Below are 17,873 nucleotides of genomic sequence, written 5' to 3' on the forward strand. Positions count from 1 at the left end.
CAAACGAATCGATTCCTCAATACCCGAATACCGACTTCAATCCGTCAGTTAGCCCGGTTGGTTTGCGACCGAGCAACGTTTCGAGATCGGTCGTTACCGAATCTTCCTGTCCGTTGGCGATGTCCGTAATAAAGCCAGTGATGCGCCGGGCCATTACGTCGGACAAACCACGCGCCTGTAGCTGCGCCGTAAACGCGGCTGGCTCCACCGGAGTGTACGTAACCGACTTACCCGACAGGTCGGTAAGCGCATTCGCTATATCGGCGAAAGAATAGGATGCACCACCGGTGAGCTGGTACGTCACATTACCTGCCGACGGACGGGCCAGGGCGTTTGCCATCGCTTCGCCCAGTTCGCTCCGCAGGGCCAGTGCTACGCGTCCCTGCCCGGCTGGCAAAACGATACCCCGCCCGAACACAGCATCACCACCGACAAACTGCGGAATGGCGTCCATGTACAGACTATTGCGAAACAGCGTATACGGCAGGCCGCTGGCTTTGATATAGTCTTCTGTCTGGAAGTGAGCATGCATCAGTTGGTTGACCAGCGTATAGCGATCGTTCAGCTCCCGGCTGGTGTAGGCAATCCGCCTGACACCGGCCCGTTTCGCTGCGTCGATCACGTTCCGGTGCTGTTGCACACGCTTCTCTTCGTCGGTACCCGCGATCAGCAGGACCGTTTCGATGCCTTCCATCGCCCGGTCGAGCGACGCCGGCTCGTCGTACGTGCCGACGCGCAGGCTTATCCCCTGCTCATGCAGTTGCATGGCTTTCTCCGCATCCCGCACGAAAGCGGCTAGCTGATCAGGAAACGCTCGTATTTGTAATTGCCTCATGACGGCCCCGCCGAGTTGGCCGGTGGCTCCGGTTACCAGGATCATAGTTCAGTTGGTTTGTGCTAGACAAAGGTCCTTTCTTGTCGACCAACAGACGTAGCCGGATATACGATTATCGTAGCCAGATCCGCGAACTATCTCGTAACGATTGACTTATCGCCCTGTTCAGGCTGTTTATATATGAGAAGCAGGAGAGGTTTCACCCACAAATGGACAGCATAGACGGGTCGGCAGACACAGCTTCAGTTACCCGACAGCACTATTGACGAAATAAAATAAGTCTATTCGACCTTTACAACTCAGTACTAAGCCCTATCTTCTTAGATTGCTCGTGTATGCAATTCAGCCTGACTATACATACCACCAGGCTACTAACCTCTACCATGAAATACTCTTACTAAAATTAACGTCTGTTACTTTCGGTCGCTTAAACCTGTCCATCGGTACCGAGCTCCTACTTCAATACTCGATCAACCATATAACGCACATTGCTAAATTCTTTATGCCCCTCTTCGTATTTATACTATGCTCCTCTATTTTCTGCTATGCTCATGCTGAGCAGACTAGGCTAACTCAACTAAGTACAGAACAACATAGCGAATTAACTATTAACAAAGAAGCGCCCGACTCAACGACGCTCGTTTTCGACAAAAAGCATAAAAGATCAGATTTTTTTTATTATCAAGATTACTATGATGAAGTATCTGCTCCATTTGATTTAAATGGCAAAAGCACGACCTTTCGTTTTCTATTTGATAAAGATGTCACGTTATTTATTGTAAGAGATGACGGTACAAGTTCATGCACAATTCATCCGGGCGAAACTATTCATATAGCATCAAGTAGGGAATATGGTATAGAAAAGAAAGGTGATAGAACAAGAAGTAATGAGTTAAATTTTATTTCTTCGTTAAACAGAAGTATTGGTACAGAGTTAGAAGGTTTTTACGCATACAAACCCTCAATAAACCAGAAAACGACGCAGATTATTAGTTCTGCAACTGAACTCTACCAAAAAAGGATTGCCTATTTAGAAAAATACATGAAGATTAATACACTTAGCACTGCATTTGAGCGAGCGATCAGAAATAAGCTATATTCAGTTTATTATAATGACGTAACGTCGCTATACGCTAGAGGAGCCAAGCCACTTGACCAGCCGATAGAAAATTTCATAGAACGTGAGCGAAGCAAACCTATTGACACTAGTCAGGTAGACGATAGCGCATTGAACCACACTCAGTACTTAGCGTTGAAAAGGAACAAGGCTAAACCGACTCTGTCAACTATGTTTGAGATTGCATCCAAGGAATTCAGTGGAAAAACGCGTGACAGGGCATTGTACAGCATCGTTCGGCTAGCATTCAAAGACAAGACTGACTCGTTACTCCGATTGACAGAGCGCTTTCAATCAATCGCCACAGATGACTACCTAAAAAGATATGCCCAAGAGAATTTTGCGTTAACTACACTTTCCGAAGCGACAAAAGATTATAGTCAAAGCGAATTAGTCTCTCCCGATGGTCGCATTCTTACTTGGTCTGATTTTATTTCTTCAAAGAAAGATACGGTTGTATACGTAGATTTTTGGGCTAGCTGGTGTGCCCCTTGTATTGCTGAAATGCCCAACTCTTATAAACTAAGAGAGACGTTTAAGGGCAAAAAAATTTCTTTTGTGTATATATCGATCGATGACATTAATACCTCGTGGAAAAATTCGTTAAGTAGCGTTGGGCTTATACCGTATAAGACTAACAATTACAGAATGCGTCTAGGAAGTAAGTCCAAACTAAAAGAATCATTGACGATTTCAATGATTCCTAGGTATATGGTCATTGGTATGGATGGTAAAATAGAAATCAATAATGCAACCCGCCCCTCAGACCCTGCAACGGCTCGTATACTAACCATACTTTTGAAAGAATAATATGTTAGGTCTTGGAAGTTCATTTAACAACGTGCCACAGTAAACGCTTCTTACGCGCTACAAATACTGGGACTTGTTAATCGAGAACAGGTTATTTCTCCCCACGAATTACCACAATATAAATCAATTTCTTCTTATTAATAAAAAGCCTGAATTTTGACTTCCCTTACAGGCCTTTTGTTTCTTCAAGGACCACTGTGGTCAGTTTTTCTAAGTTGGTACACACCTGACTTCCGAGCTTCGCTTTAGATGGATTCAAGCCCATTCTGTTCGGCTTCTTACTGACGAAAACAGCTTTTCGCGTACTCTTACGCAACCGCCAAGACTGATTCATTTACCATATCGAAAATAAGCTTCAGCTACCTTTTCGGCAGGCCCGGAGCCGTCTTTATGAGTTGCAGTGTGAAGTCCAGCACGGTGTCGTGATTGCGCAAGAAACTTTCTTTCGTCTCCTTAATGGTATAATCAGGGAATACACCACGCCCACGGGGGATGAATGGCAGAACCCGCACGTCCTGATCCAGGTCGATGATTGAAAACTTGACGCGTATTTGGGTATAGGGGAGCCGGTATGCAACCGATTCGTGGCCCGTGTGGCCGTAGTACCCACCCATGGTTTCTTCACCGATCACTACGGCCTCCGGGTCACTACGCACCAGACTGGCAAACAGCGATCCCGCCGAAGCTGTCTGTGGACCAATCAACAGAACGAGTTTACCCCGAAACCGATTTGGATTCGGTAGCCAGCGCGGATTTTCTTTTGTTCTCAGGTAGTACTTGCCCTGCCGCGCCCTAGCGTAGTGTTCGGTCCGCAGTTCGTCGGCCAGTTCCTGCCGTTCGCCCGCTGTCTCTTCCACGAAGTATGCTGGAAGAGGCACGTTCCGGAAAATCGTATACGCCCGTTTGTTTTCCCGGAAACGTTGTCTGGCCAGGTAAGAGTACAATAACAGGTCGTTGGGGTCGTTGCCACCGCTGTTTTGCCGAACATCCACGATCAGCGAGCGAATGTCCGGACGCCGGTTGAGCAGCCGGAAAGTAGAATCCAGAAATCGACGATACTCCTTCTCCTGCTTATGGTCCAGATCAAATGTTCGGACAGTTACGCATGCCGTTGCCAGTGAATCGATCAGGGTGAGTTCATACGCCGGCAGATCTTTTTCCAGCGGTAAGGAATATCGTTGAGCGAAGGCTTTCTGACAGTTACTATACGCTACCGCTGGTATTCTACACCGGCTAGTATCCGTCCGACCCGGTGCCAGGTAGGTAAGATCATACGTAGAACAAGGGCCGTAGTCGAGCCGATAATACCACGCAAAATGCTGGCTGATCAGAAAGGACTTCCCCGTTTTGTTGTACCCGTCGGTCGTGGCGTACTTCCCCAGTCGCCCGAGTACATCGCTGACATGCTGCCCGTTAATGGCTAGCAAACGGCTACCGACGGGTAAAGTCCCATGGGTCGTATTGATCAGTAATGCCCCATCGATGATTTTGACGGGATGCGGGAAGAAGCTGACCTCGCTTTTCAACAGAGAGTCGATGCGCGCCGGTAAATAATTATCGCTATGCAGGCTACCGGTATAATCGGTAACCGCGTATAAACGTTGGTACAGATCAAGTACAGTAGCGCCCGGTCTGATCTGCTTCCGGTTGGCCGCAAACACACTGTCGATATTCTTTTTTGACCGGTATCGGTACAAGCCAGAGTTAGCCGTCTGGTAAATACGCCGGAACGTATCGAAGTCGGCCAGCAACTGGTGTTGCGGGATTGGCTGCGTCACCGAGATCAGCGTAGGCTGGCCTATCCCCCATAACGGACTTAGCAACGCCATGCTTAAAACCAGTTTTCGACCATAAGCTAGTACAGGGATCATACGCATTGCTTGGGGTACGTATCCGGCAATCAAAGGCGCCAGACAATCGACAAAAGTAGCCACGTTTGCGTAGTGGCGCTAGCCCGTCATCCGGTCAACTGATAGCCCGGCTTCCACTTGTCCTGCCTGCTGCCCCCCTGTCGAAAAAGCAAATCGACACATAGACGATCCGTTACTTTTAGTCAATCGCCTTCTTAATCGCGTTCGCTATGCTAACTAACTATTCCCGACGTACGTTTCTCGAAACCATCGGCTTGAGCATGGGGGCCTCTATCCTGCTACCTGCCTCCACCCTACCTGACCGGGCGCGGGCAGACCGAAAGCTGAACGTAGCCCTGTGCGGGCTGGGCCGGTACGCCAACGTACTCAAGCGGGGCTTTGCTGAATCCAGACACTGCCGCCTGGCGGGTATCGTCACGGGAACGCCCGCCAAGGCCGCGCAGTGGCAGCAGGAATTCAAACTACCGGCCCAAAATGTGTACACCTACGAGACCTTCGATCAGCTCCGCAACAACCCCGACATCGACCTGATTTACATTACCCTGCCCAATGGGCTGCACAAAGACTACACGATTCGGGCGGCTCAGGCCGGGAAGCATGTCATCGTGGAAAAGCCGATGGCGTTTACGGTGCCGGATTGCCGGGCCATGATCGACGCCTGCCGAAAAGCCGGGGTTCAGCTTGCCGTTGGCTACCGACTGCATTATGAACCGCACCACATCGAACTGAAACGGCTGGGTCAGCAAAAGGTGTTCGGCCCCGTCCGGCTGATTGAAGCCTCGCTGGGTTACCAGCTGGCCGGTACACCACCCGACGACTGGCACCTGAAGAAAGCCATCGCCGGTGGGGGCGCGCTAATGAATCTGGGCGTTTACTGCATTCAAAGCGCGCGTTACGTACTGGGCGAAGAACCAATCAGCGTCACGGCGCAGTACAGCCCGGTTACGATGCCGCAGTTGTTTCGGGAAGTCGAGGAAAACATCACCTGGCAGCTAACATTTCCCAGCGGGGCCGTGAATACGTCAGCCACCACAGCCAATTGCAACATCGACCGGTTCTATGCGTCGGCCGACAACGGTTTCTTCGAACTGAGTCCGGCGTTGAGTTACGGCCCGTTCCAGGGACGCAGTAGTCAGGGACCGTTCAACTTTCCCGTCGTCAACCAGCAGGCCGCTCTCCTCGACGACGTGGCCAGTCATATCCTCGCCCACAAACCGTTGCCGGCTCACATCGCGGGCGAAGAAGGACTCAAGGATATGCGCGTCATTGAGGGCATCTATCGGGCGGCCGACAGTGGCAACAAAATTACCCTGCCCCCGCTCTGACGGTATGCCCGGTGGTCGGTTTGTGTTGACGGTACAGAGGGCTTTATTCTACGTCCTGAATCACCCGGATCGCCCGTTCCAGCACCTCATCCCGACGCGCCCGTATACCCGCTGCGGTTGGCGTTACCCGTACATTCGGTTGCACCCCGATTCGCTGCGTTTCCCGACCATCCGGGTAGTACACGCCGATGCCACTGAAGGCCGTACGGTAGCCCCCCGGCAGGGGAACCGTTGAGGTATTCCCATCAGCGCCGGCGGTCGGGCTGCCCACCAGAACGACGTTTGTTGCCGCCTGAAACGCCATTGTGGTAAATTCGGCCTGACTCTGCGTTTCTTCGTCAACCAGCACAAGTACCTTCCCCGTATAGATCTTCTGATTTCCCGCTGGCGATAAGGCCGATTCACCACCCCGATGAAACACGCCGGGGAATCGAAGATCAGGGCCGGTAAAGTAGACGAACGTGTTAGGTTTATCGGTCAGGTACCGGGCCACCTGCCAAAGCGTTCCCTTCGGGTAGTTACGCAGGTCAAGAATAAGTGCCTTCGCTCCCATCAGTGGCCGCATGACACTGTCGACCTGCCGGCTCGTCAGCTTCCCCATGTTCACATAGCCGATGCTGTCGGGTAACCATCGACTGAGGGGGTTTTGCGCATTAACATCCAGCCGGGCTTTTTCGACGAACGTTGTATACGGATAACGCGCTGTGGTCAGCGTCGTGTCACGGCCATCCCGCTCGATCGTTAGCCTGGCCTGCTGCTCGTGACCAACACCGATGTGCCATCGCACATCACGAAGTAGGGTTTGGTTGTTCGACGCCGGCACGTAAGGCCGCAGGCGTTCTATCCGCTGGTGAACAGTCTCGCCATCGATGTGCGTGATCACGGTGCCCACCCGCAACAAGGGCGAGCTAACCAGCGAATCGCCGTACACTTGGGTGATGACGGCTTTAGTATCAATCAGCTTTACCGCAAACGGTAGCCACAGCAGTCCCAGGTCACACCGCAGACAACGTCGCTTGCCGTCGGACTTCAGAAAACCGTGACTATCCTGAATACGGCTCACGACCCGGTACAGCGCGTTTTGATAGGCCTGTTCGTCGGTCGCCCGCTGAAATACCGGAATCAGATCCGGCAGCACCTGATTCCAGTTACCGTCGATGGCGTATTTGTAGGGATAAAAGTACTGGATGATGTTCCAGTACCGGAACAGGGCCAGCAGCCGGTACGACGCATCGGGCACGTCCATATCGGCGTACGCGTTCTCGTTATCGAAATTCGGATTCCCCCCTCTTGACGCCGTTCGCACGTACCGATTCGATTTCTGATTGCGGTTGTCTTTGATATACACCAATCGCTCCCGCAGGGCATCGGTCAACAGGGTCGTGTCGCGCAGAAACGTCAGGTCGAGATTGCGCCGGTCAGCCGTTGGCACAGTGCTCTCCGACTGGCATTGACGACAGGGCTTTACCGGTCCCAGCTCGTCCAGCAACCGACTGTACACGGTAGCCAGTTCCTCACGGTTGCGCGCCTGCTGCACGACGGGTATGAGCCGGATCAGTTCGCCATCCCAATCCTGCCTGCCGGTAGCCACCGCCGGATGGTAGTATTTCAGAAAACCCCAGACCTGGGCCAGGGAGGTCAGCTTTTGCGTCTCGCTCAGCGACTGAGCCCAGCTTGCCGACGACAGTAGTACCAAAACGAATACGTAGCGCATAGTGCAGATCTAGTTCGGCGTAAACGTACGCATCTGTCCGCTATGCGCTGATCGGCAAGCCGTTAAGATATGTTAAACGAGTCCTTCATACGTTGATTCGGCCTTTCAGATAATTTGCAGCGTGGTGTCAGGCTACGAACCTGACACGTTCGCGTCAGCCATTGCTTCGCCCGGAAATGTGTCAGGTTACGAACCTGACACCACGTTAACGTACTTAATTGCGCTGCTTTACCAGACAGTGATTCTATCCTTTTCGGGCTTGTACATCTTGTCGCCGGGCTGCACGTTGAAGGCGTTGTAGAACGGGGTGAAGTTCATGAGCGGGCCGTTGACACGCCACTTGGCCGGCGAATGCGGGTTGGTATTGACGTACATGCCCATGTACGCATCCCGCGTCTTGACCCGCCAGATGCGGGCGACCGAGATAAAGAACCGCTGATCGGGCGTGAAGCCGTCCAGTTTTGTATTGCTTTTGCCCTGCTCGGTCAGCTTAAACGCGTCATACGCAATGGCGACCCCAGCAATGTCGGCGGTGTTTTCGCCCACGGTCAGCGCGCCTTTTACATGGACCGAATCGAGCACCGTAAACTGATTGTACTGGTCGATTACCTGCTGGGTTTTGGCCTTGAACTTGGCGTAATCGGCGGGTTGCCACCAGTTGCGCACGTTGCCGGACTTGTCGTACTGCGCGCCCTGATCGTCGAACGAGTGGGTGATTTCGTGCCCGATCACCATACCGATACCGCCGTAGTTGAGGGCATCATCAGCATTCACGTCGAAATACGGCGGTTGCAGGATTCCCGCCGGAAAGACGATTTCGTTGAGCGGGGGATTGTTGTAGGCGGTCACCGTCGGCGGGGTCGTGTGCCACTCGGTCCGGTCAACGGGTTTTCCCAGCTTGGCCAGGTCGTGCTGGTAATCATTTTTTTCGGCCAGCAGCTGATTCTCGAAATACGCATCCCGTTTTACGGTCACGGCCGAGTAGTCGCGCCACTTGTCAGGGTAGCCAATTTTCTCCGTGAACGCGTACAACTTTTCTTTCGCTTTCGTCTTGGTCGAGTCGCTCATCCAGTCGAGCCGGTCGATACGGGCTTCAAAGGCTTTTTTGAGATTATCGACCAACACGCGCATGCGTCGTTTGGCTTCCTCCGGGAAGTATTTTTTTACGTATAGCTGCGCCAACGCTTCGCCCAGCGCCCCGTCGACGGCCTGCACCATTTCTTCGGCGCGGGTTTTCTTCACGGCCTGCCCGGTCAGCGTTTTTGCGTAGGCAAACGACGCGTCGACAAACGGCTGACTCAGGTAATTGGCGTAGTTGGTCAGCGCGTGGGCTTTCAGGTAGGTTTTCCAGTCGGCCAGGGGCACGGTCGTCAGCAGCGTGTTCAGCTTATCGTAGTACCCCGGTTGCCCGACGTTAATCGTGTCAACGCGCGCGCCCAGATTCGTCAGCAGGGTCGGCCAGTGCAGCGCGGGCTGTTTCTTAGCCAGATCGGCCACCGCCAGTTTGTTGTAATTGACCTGCACGTCGCGAAGTTCGATGTTGGTTCGGTGCGACAGGGCCAGTTGCTTCTCCAGTTCATACGTGGTGGCCGCGTTTTTCTGTGCGGTGGCCGCATCGGTACCTGTCAGTTCAAACAACCGGGTGAGGTAGTCCCGATACGCTTTCTGAATCGCCAGCGTCGACGAGTCGGTCTTGACATAATACGCCCGTTCGGGCAAGCCAATGCCCGTCTGCCGGAACTGCGCGATGTTGACCGTACTGCGTCGGTTGTCGGGTCCTACGCGGAAGCCGATGATCGACCCGTTGCCCGCTTTCTGCTCGTCGGCAACCAGTTTCAGCAGCGCCGGTACATCAGCCACGGCATCGATACGCTTCAGCAATGGTTTAATAGGGTCGTAACCACGTTTGTTGATCGCAGCCATGTCCAGCCCCGACGCGTAAAAATCGCCGACTTTCTGTTCAAGGCTACCCGCCGGATACTTGCCCCTGGCAATGCTGTCCAGAATACCCTGCATCCGAAGGCGCTGCGGATAATTCATAAACGAGTACGACCCAACGCCCGTCTGACTAGCCGGTATCCGGGCTGTATCCGACCAGATACCGTTGGCGTATTTGAAAAAGTCGTCCCCCGGCTTCTTCGACGTATCGATACCAGTGATAACCACGCGTTTCGCGTTCTGCGCAAAAACGGGTTTATGCATTCCTGCCAACAGCAGTGCTGTCGAAACGTAGATCAGTTTTTTCATCGCGTAAATCGGGTACAGGTTCTATTCCGGTCAATTAAAGGGTTTGACCAAAACTACTCAATTACACCGTAAGTCGATAGAAGCCATTAGCAAACTGGTATGTATTCAATAGCAATCCGTCAGCACCTGCCCGTGGGCCTGGTAATGGCTGAGGGGTTGGCCGAGTTGAGTCTGGCAGATGGTTTCCAGCAGCGCGAATACGTCCCGCTGCATGGCCAGCGAACCGCAGATCATCACCACGCCGTTGCGTTTAAGCAGACTGGCAATCTGGTCGGTGTCGCGGGTAAGCAGGTCGCTGACGTACTGCCGGTCGCCCTCGCGCGAGTAGGCCACGTGCAGGCTAGTGAGCTTACCCGACTGCCGACTCGCATCCAGTAACGTGCGGTACACGTCGAACGAGGTCTGCTGCCGGAAGCCGCAGTACAGGTGCGCGGGCACGTTCGCTTTGTTCTGACTAATCATCCCCAGAAAAGGCGCAATGCCGGTTCCGTTGGCGATCAGCAGCACAGCGGGCGCTTTTCGGGGAAAATGGAAATGAGCATTATCGACGATACGGGCGCGAACGATCTGTCCCGCAGCCAGTTCGTGCAGAAACGTCGAACCAAGGCCACCGGGGTGCAGCCGAACGCTTAGTTGCAGATCGTCGTTGCCCGCTTCCGCAAGTCGACCGATCGAATAGAGCCGTTCGCGGTAGTCATTGGCGGGGTAAATCGCCAGCAGGTCGCCGGATGTAACGCGCTGCCGGCGCGGGGGGCGTAGCCGGACCAGGAATGTCCCGTCGGGCTGGGCGGTGCGGGTGTTACTCGTCACGGTCAGCGTCGTGAGCGCGGTGGGTACGTGGCGCAGGTCGTCGGCCAGGGGCATCGGTCGGTCGGCCTGCTGTGACCACGCGTCGGCCCACAACCCAAACTCAGCAGGCGATTTGTCGTTGACGGTGTGGATGTCGACCAGCGCCGTCGCCCACGGTTGTTGCGCGAGCAGTGAATTGACGTCGAACGCAAACTGACAGAAATCGGGATAGGCCCGCGACCCAAAGCCCACCACGGAATACCGCACCGGTTGTGTCTGCGGGTATTGCTCCAGCAGCGACGCAAACTGCCGGGCGTTGGTCGGGGCATCCCCCAGGCCGTAAGTCGCCGTCAGTACGATCAGGTGTTCGGCTTTCGGGTAGGTCGTATACTGATTCAGCTCGGCCAGGTGTACCGGTTCGCCCTGTTGCAACAGTTGCTCCTGCACCGAGCGGGCAAAGCGGAACGTGCTGCCGTTTTCCGACCCAACCAGAATAACGAACCGGCTTTCGCCCGCACCGAACTTATTTTTGATCCGGTTGGCCCGGCGTTTCAGCGTGATGGCAAAGCCCGACCAGATAAAGAACAGGATATTCCCCGCAGCCAGTGCCAGTACCAGCGCCCAGATGGTGTTCGTCCGGCCCGTGTGCAGGTTCAGGCTCAGGTTGGCCAGCAGCACCGTAGTCGGGTACAGCGTTTCGTTCAGGACGTCGCCGGTGATCTGGTTGACGGTCAGTTCGCGATCTCGCAGTTTGAGGACGTAGAACTCTTCGGGATCGTCGGCAAACGGAAACTCGATGCTGCGCACGTCGGCCAGCCGGATCGTCTGAAACACCGGCATGTCGGCCAGCTTGCGTTTGGGCGCATCGTTCACTGTATCGAGATCGATATTGGCCGAGGTCGGCTCCGTTTTACCGAACACCCCGAACCGTTCGAGCGAGAGATACGTGCCCGACAGGGCAATGATAAGAATGGGAATGAGCGACAGTCGTCCCAGCACCACGTGCCAGTACTGCGCAAAATTCTCACGAACGATACGGGTGAAAAAGCGTTTAAGGCCCCGCTGCCGCTGCACGATCAGGGCCGTACCCGAGACGGCGATGAGCAGCAGCAGGAAGGCCGTCAACCCAATAAAAAACCGGCCCAGCTCGTGCAGAAACAGCGACCGGTGCAGGGCTTCGACCCACTCAAAAAATGCGCTTTTCCCGGTGTACAGCCCCAGTACCTCGCCCGTGCGGGGATCGATGTAGCCGTCTATTTTATCGCCCTTGACGTTGTTGCCCTGAAGCCGCACAAAGCCATGCACGTCGACGGAGAGTTTAGTCAGCTCGCTGTAGTTTTTCTGCAACGCCGGCAGTGTCTGCGCCAGCGTAACATCGGCAAATCGTTCGACACGATACGGCCGTAACTTCTGCGTAATGGGCTTGAATGCCAGAATAATACCCGTAACCGAAGTCAGCGTCAGTAGTAAAAACGAAGATACAGCCAGCGCCAGGTGGCTGTATCTCCAGATCGAAATCGTCATTAAATCAGGCTGTTATACATGTACTGAAACTGTCGGCAGCTTCAGATCGGATAGACTCAAACCAGCCGATTCGGGCCGGACCAAAACCACACATGACGAAGATACGACGTAGGCACCTACGTCGTATCTTCGTCGTTTCCACGCGCGACACGCGTAGTACCCATCAGCCAGTGGAACGACGACCGCTAGTACGCGTATCTGGACCGCATCGGCTAGTGCTGATTCCCTTTACCGTTGGCCGGGAAAGCCCCCATATCAGTGCTGGGAAGCGTGATTTCCGTCGACCCAAAGTTGGCGCTGACGGGTACGACACTGGCCGGACTAAAGCTCGTCGTTCCCTTGCCCAATGCCGGCGACGCCGACTGTAGGCGGAAGTTGAACGTATTCACGACCGATACGTCGCTCAGTCGCCGGGTGGTTTGCGGCAGGGGGAAATTCACGAACATCGGGTTGTTCTTACCCACTACGGCCGATCCATCATAGGCCTGACCGGGCTTATACCCCGTCGGCAGGAATGAACTGGGCGTCGGCACGTCGGAGGTTTGCGGTTTGGTCGCGAAGCCGACCGGGTAAATCTGATTGGCGATGGCGACCGAATCGACATAGCTGTAATTATTGCTGTACCGAAGGTTAGCGGTATCGGCTACGACAAGGGCATTTCCCGAGTAATTAGCCGTGGCCCCCACTACACGCGGACCGTATTTACAGTTGACCATCAGGTTGTTGTAGAAACCACCCCGCGCACCTTCCTCAATGTTCAGCGAACCACCCCGGCCAGCCGCAGCCCGGCGATAGCCACAGGCCACCATCGTATTGTTGTAAAACAGGAAGCTCGTCTGCGGATTCTTACCACCGTTGTTCGACGCTTTGGGTCCGTTAGTCGCCGAGCCTACTATGAGGTTATAGGCGAAGTTACCCACCGAACCCGACTTGATGTTCATCGACTCGCCACTGGTGAAGCCGTTCTTTTCGAAAGTATTCCGCATGATGTTGTAGCGGCCACCAAACGCCCGCACCGGATCATCGACCGACCCGTACACCCAGGAATCTTCCAGCACGACAATGGCGTCGGGATTGGCATTGGTCAGCGGATAACTGTTGGCACCGTTCGCCAGGTACGTTACCGGCGACGTACCGAGTTTTCCCCCGCCGAACTCAATGTGCGTCCATTTGAGGATAATGTTTTTGCAGTCGGTTTCGCCCATGATGCCGCCCCACAGACCCTTATACGCCGGATCGGCGGTGGGATCGGCCCCGTAGGTATCGGTTTTCACAGCCGTCGGGACGGTGAAATAAACGGGCTTTGCCTGCGTACCCAGCGAGAGCAGCGTGCCGTGCACGATGAAGCTGTACACCTGCCCCGTACCACCGGGGAAATAAACTTTCGCCCCCGGCTGAATGACGAGCGTATCACCCGCGTTGACGTACACGTCGCCCCCGACCCGGTAGGTCGAGTCGCTTTGCAGGGTTCCTTTTACCGGCCCCGACAGTGGTGTTTTGGTACTCACCGCCTGCCCCACTTTGAAGAGCGGCTGCGACACGACGACCGTTTCGTCGGCTGAGTTACAACCCGACAGCGTAGCCAGTACGGCAGTAGCCAGTAAGCTGGCGCAAAGAAGATGTTTCATTGAACTTTACCTTGGTAAGTAGTTGATTGTGAACGATAATTAGTGTCGGTAGCGCAGACCGAGGATGTATGTCTGGCCGAAGGCGTCCTTCTGCACCAGAATCCGGTCGGGGCGGGTCTGTTCGGGGAGGTTGCCCAGGTTATTGGGCTTCATCACTTCCACGATGACGGGGTTGTTGAGCAGATTCTGAAACTTGCCAAAGACGGAGAAGTGACCGCCAAACCGTTTTTCTGCCGACAGATCGACCTGCGAAGTCCCACGCTGCCAGTAATCCAGATCTTTGTAAGGCGAGACGATGTTGATGCGACGGCCGGTGTACACCCACGAAAGCTGTGCGTCGAACCCATGCGCCACGCTTTTGTAGATGAGCGACAGATTGGCAATATGATCCGACTGCCCCTGGAGCGGGCGCGTCTGGTTCTCGATGCTGTTGACAATGTTGCCCGATGCGTCGCGCCCGTACACCCGCTTGCTCGTCGTGATGCGCGAATGGGTATAGGTGTAATTGCCCGACACGCCCCACTGGTTGATATACTTGGCGAATACCAGTTCAGCCCCGTAGTTGACGGCCGTGCCGAAGTTGAGCGGCACGTAGACGTAGGTGTTGTTGGTAAACTGGTTGAAGCCGTACTCGATCGGGTTTTTGATGTTCTTCGCGAAGCCACCAATCAGCAGTTGGTCGTTGTTTTTCGCGAACAGCTCGTAGCGCAGGTCGATGTTGTCGGCAACGGTATGCTTGAGGGCGTAGTTGCCCTGCTCGCTGAAGTAGTCGCCGGGAAACATGGCCGGTACCAGTTCGAAGTAGCCTGGCCGGCTGATACCCCGGAAATACGACAGGCGCAGATTAGCCCGGCTCGACAGCGGGTACTTCAGGTGGAGGCTCGGCAGCAGGTCGAGGTACGAAATGGTACCCGATTTACCCGTGGCCGTCACCGGTATCTGCGAATCGTAAGCCTGCTGCGTCTGTTCGGCCCGCAGCCCGCCCAGTAGCTGAAGCTGGTTCGGCAGCGTCACCTTAGCCTGCACGTACCCGGCGGCAATGCGCTCCTGCGCCGTGTAGTTGTTGCCGTTGGTACTGTCGGCATAAGCGTAGGACTCGGGGCGGAACGAAAATATGGCCTTGTCGATGCCGGCGAATACCTGCCGGTCGCCACCGGGCAGTACCGTCGCCAGCGTGTAATCGTTAAAGAAATTGCTGCGGTTTTTGGCACGGTACAATCCCCCGGTCGCCAGTTCCAGGCTGGGCGACAGGGCATAGGTGAGATTCAGATACCCCGTCAGGTCTCGGTCCTGATTGTGCGTCCAGTAGTGGGTTACCGGATCGATGTAGATAGCCGACGCGACGGGTTTCCCCTCCGCATCGGGGGCCGTCCGGTACGTCAGCGACTGATCGACCCAGTCGGGCGTCTGGCTGATGGCCAGCGACTGTACCGCCGACCAGTTCATCGTCAGCCGGTCGGTCAGTTTGTGATCACCCTGTAGCGTGACGTTGGCGACGTTCTGCCGCCGAAACACGGACCGATCTGTAATGCTTACGTCGCCGTACTGTGTCAGCTGGTTCCCGTATATGTTCCGGTGTTGCTTGTCGTCGAGTTGCATGAACAACCCGTACAGGTTCAGCTTGTGGCGCTCGTTGAACACGTAGTCTAGCTTGAGGTTCAGCCCCAGCCGCCCCTGCTCGTTGGAATAGGTGCGTTTCTCGACCATTTCGAAGATGGGCGTGTTGGCCACCGGGTCGGGTCCGGGTTGCCCGTTCAGCCGGAAGAACAGCGAGTTGCTGCCCCGGTACGTGTGCTGGTAGCTGCCACCCAGCATAAAGCCCAGTCGCCGGTTGAGCAGCCGGTTGCCTACCGACAGGCTAAACAGGCCATTGACGGGAAACGAAACGGTACGGTACTGAAGCGGTTTGACCGAAAAATCGGATGGCTGGGCCGCGTACTGATTCCCGTGTAGTTCCGACGGCGATTTAAACTGTGTTCCGGCGGTACTGAAACCCGAAAACGGCTGACTCGAAAACAACTGGCTGTACCCACCCGAGGCCGTAGCCGACACGGTCAGGTGATTGGGAGCCGATTTCATAATCATGTTCATCGCCCCGCCAATCGCGTCACCTTCCATGCTGGGTGTCAACGCTTTGACGACCTCCAGCCGTTCGAGCAGATCGGCGGGAAAAATGTCCATCGGTACGTAACGGTTCTTGTTGTCGGGCGAGGGGATTTTGATGCCGTTGACCAGCGTGTAATTATAGCGTTTGTCCATCCCCCGGATCACGGCAAACTGCCCGTCGCCGGTGGCGTTGCGCACGACCGACACACCCGATATGCGTTGGAGCACGTTACCGACGGTAATGTCGGGGAGCAGTTGAATGGCTTTTGCCCCGATGATGTTCAGCACATTGTCGGCTTTCTGTTCGGCTTTACGAACGCTTCGGTCTCCTTCCCGGTCGCTGCCCGACACCACTACTTCGGCCAGGTCCCGGCTGGCTTCGGGCAGTGCGAAATCCGTTGTCATCAGCCCCGCCCCGACCACGACCGCTTTTTCCACCGTCTGGTAGCTGACGTACTGCGCCCGAAGCACGTAACTACCGGCCGGAACGTCGTTGATGTGGTACTGGCCGTCCAGTCCGACAACGCCACCGTAGCGGGTGGCGGTCCCGTTTTTCATCAGTTGCAGGGTTGCCCCGATAAGTGGCTCACCGGTTTTCCCATCGGTAACTGTACCTCGTAAGGTGGCCGCCTGGGCAGTAGCCGCAGCCAGGAGGAGGAATGCGTAAAGCAATAATTTCATGTGTACTGGATGTATGTATTTTCAGTCTGATTCCGCCACCGACGAAGCCCGTCGATCTGGCTGAACTCCGGATCAAATCCGGCAAAGCGTGGCCTGACAGGCTCCGTCGGAAGCCTTGGGATCAACAAGCGTCGTGTGTGGTGAAGAGCTCTCCGTCGCAGCAGCGACGGGGCTGGCAGGCGGGTGGTTTACTCGTTGGCAGCCGGGCCGTACACGTACACCCCGAACGTGCCCGCTACAGGTGTTTTGCCGTCGGCCTGTAGGTCGGCCCCGCTGAGGTAGATCCGGTGGGTCGTTCCCCGGTGAACCAGCGTTTTCTGGCCGGGCTTCGTCGGCAGTGTCTGTACGACGGAATAGGTATCGGGGGAATCCTGATGCATGATCGTCACGGTCCCTTCACCGTTCGACGTCATCACCAGTTTGCGTTCTTTGTCGAAGACGACCGCATCGACCCCGCCCCCGATCGGCACTGTCTGCACGATCTTACCGGTGGCCGCGTCCAGCACGACCAGCGTTTTGCTCTTGCGACAGACCGAGAATAGCCGGTTCGTAGCCGCATCCATCGCCAGCCCCGTAGGCTGTACGCCGGTACCGAGCGAGAATTTGTGTTTTACGGTCAGCGTTTTGGGGTCGAAGGCAACGACTTCGTTGCTGTCCTCCAGGTTAACGTATACCAACCCGTCGTCGGTAGTGACGGCAAATTCGGGCGCTTCACCGACCTCGACTTTACCCACCACCTCGTCGGTTTTGGCGTCGATGGCGATGGCAACCTTATCACCGTTGCAGAACGCAAAGATCCGGTTTGCGTATTTGTCGAACAGGATGGCGTCGGGCTTTTTACCGGGCACGTTGATCGTTTTCAATACCCTGAACGTGTTGTAGTCGAATACCGTAACGGTGCTGTCGGTCCCGTTGCTGATGTAGCCTTTTTTCAGGGCTTTGGCCAGTGCGATACCATGTACGCCATGCAGACCGGTGATGTCGCCGATGGGCTTGCTGGTTGCGAGGTCGATGACGTGTACCCGGTCGAAATGCGACACAAACAGCCGCTCCCGTTCGCCATCCATTTTCAGATAATCCCACTTGCCGTCGCCCGGCAGACTGATCTTCTGGATAAAGGAGTAGGCCGGACTTTTCTGGGCCATTACAGACGATTGAGCCAGGCCCGCCAGGCTGGCAACGACAACGACGTTGTGAAACAGTGAGCGCATAGTTACGATGGGTAG

At 55.1% G+C, this 17,873-nt stretch carries 10 protein-coding genes; 2 read left to right on the forward strand and 8 right to left on the reverse strand.

Features of this window, described 5'->3' with window-relative positions:
- Positions 1–16: 16 nt before the first annotated feature.
- Positions 17–880, reverse strand: a complete 864-nt coding sequence (locus CLV58_RS04920) for an SDR family oxidoreductase (protein WP_106136658.1) — start codon at positions 878–880, stop codon at positions 17–19.
- A gap of 457 nt (positions 881–1,337) precedes the next feature.
- Here CLV58_RS04920 and CLV58_RS04925 point away from each other — a divergent pair, with 457 nt between their 5' ends.
- Positions 1,338–2,762 carry a TlpA family protein disulfide reductase gene (locus tag CLV58_RS04925; RefSeq protein WP_146141366.1) on the forward strand — a complete coding sequence of 475 codons (1,425 nt, stop codon included), beginning with the start codon at positions 1,338–1,340 and terminating at the stop codon, positions 2,760–2,762.
- Between the two features lie 359 nt (positions 2,763–3,121).
- On the opposite strand, the gene CLV58_RS04930 is transcribed toward CLV58_RS04925, so the two are convergent.
- Positions 3,122–4,633: a S41 family peptidase gene (locus tag CLV58_RS04930; protein ID WP_170108646.1), complete on the reverse strand. Its 1,512-nt coding sequence runs from the start codon at positions 4,631–4,633 to the stop codon at positions 3,122–3,124.
- Positions 4,634–4,842: 209 nt separating this feature from the next.
- On the opposite strand from CLV58_RS04930, the gene CLV58_RS04935 reads away from it, so the two are divergent.
- Positions 4,843–5,958: a Gfo/Idh/MocA family protein gene (locus CLV58_RS04935; RefSeq protein WP_106136661.1), complete on the forward strand. Its 1,116-nt coding sequence runs from the start codon at positions 4,843–4,845 to the stop codon at positions 5,956–5,958.
- A 43-nt stretch (positions 5,959–6,001) separates the two neighbouring features.
- On the opposite strand, the gene CLV58_RS04940 is transcribed toward CLV58_RS04935, so the two are convergent.
- The 6 genes from CLV58_RS04940 to CLV58_RS04965 form a co-directional block, all read right to left on the reverse strand.
- The gene (locus CLV58_RS04940) at positions 6,002–7,672 is read right to left on the reverse strand and encodes a S41 family peptidase (RefSeq protein WP_106136662.1); all 1,671 of its coding nucleotides are present in this window, start codon (positions 7,670–7,672) and stop codon (positions 6,002–6,004) included.
- A gap of 228 nt (positions 7,673–7,900) precedes the next feature.
- Positions 7,901–9,919, reverse strand: a complete 2,019-nt coding sequence (locus CLV58_RS04945) for a M13 family metallopeptidase (RefSeq protein WP_106136663.1) — start codon at positions 9,917–9,919, stop codon at positions 7,901–7,903.
- Positions 9,920–10,024: 105 nt separating this feature from the next.
- Positions 10,025–12,232, reverse strand: coding sequence for a PepSY domain-containing protein (locus CLV58_RS04950; protein ID WP_106136664.1), 2,208 nt, complete (start codon positions 12,230–12,232; stop codon positions 10,025–10,027).
- Between the two features lie 212 nt (positions 12,233–12,444).
- The gene (locus CLV58_RS04955) at positions 12,445–13,860 is read right to left on the reverse strand and encodes a hypothetical protein (RefSeq protein WP_106136665.1); all 1,416 of its coding nucleotides are present in this window, start codon (positions 13,858–13,860) and stop codon (positions 12,445–12,447) included.
- A gap of 39 nt (positions 13,861–13,899) precedes the next feature.
- On the reverse strand, positions 13,900–16,647 hold the full coding sequence (locus tag CLV58_RS04960) for a TonB-dependent receptor (RefSeq protein WP_106136666.1): 2,748 nt from the start codon (positions 16,645–16,647) through the stop codon (positions 13,900–13,902).
- A gap of 188 nt (positions 16,648–16,835) precedes the next feature.
- Positions 16,836–17,858, reverse strand: a complete 1,023-nt coding sequence (locus CLV58_RS04965) for a YncE family protein (RefSeq protein ID WP_106136740.1) — start codon at positions 17,856–17,858, stop codon at positions 16,836–16,838.
- Positions 17,859–17,873 lie beyond the last annotated feature (15 nt).

It is taken from the genome of Spirosoma oryzae (assembly GCF_003002825.1).
GTDB classification, from domain to species: Bacteria; Bacteroidota; Bacteroidia; order Cytophagales; family Spirosomataceae; genus Spirosoma; species Spirosoma oryzae.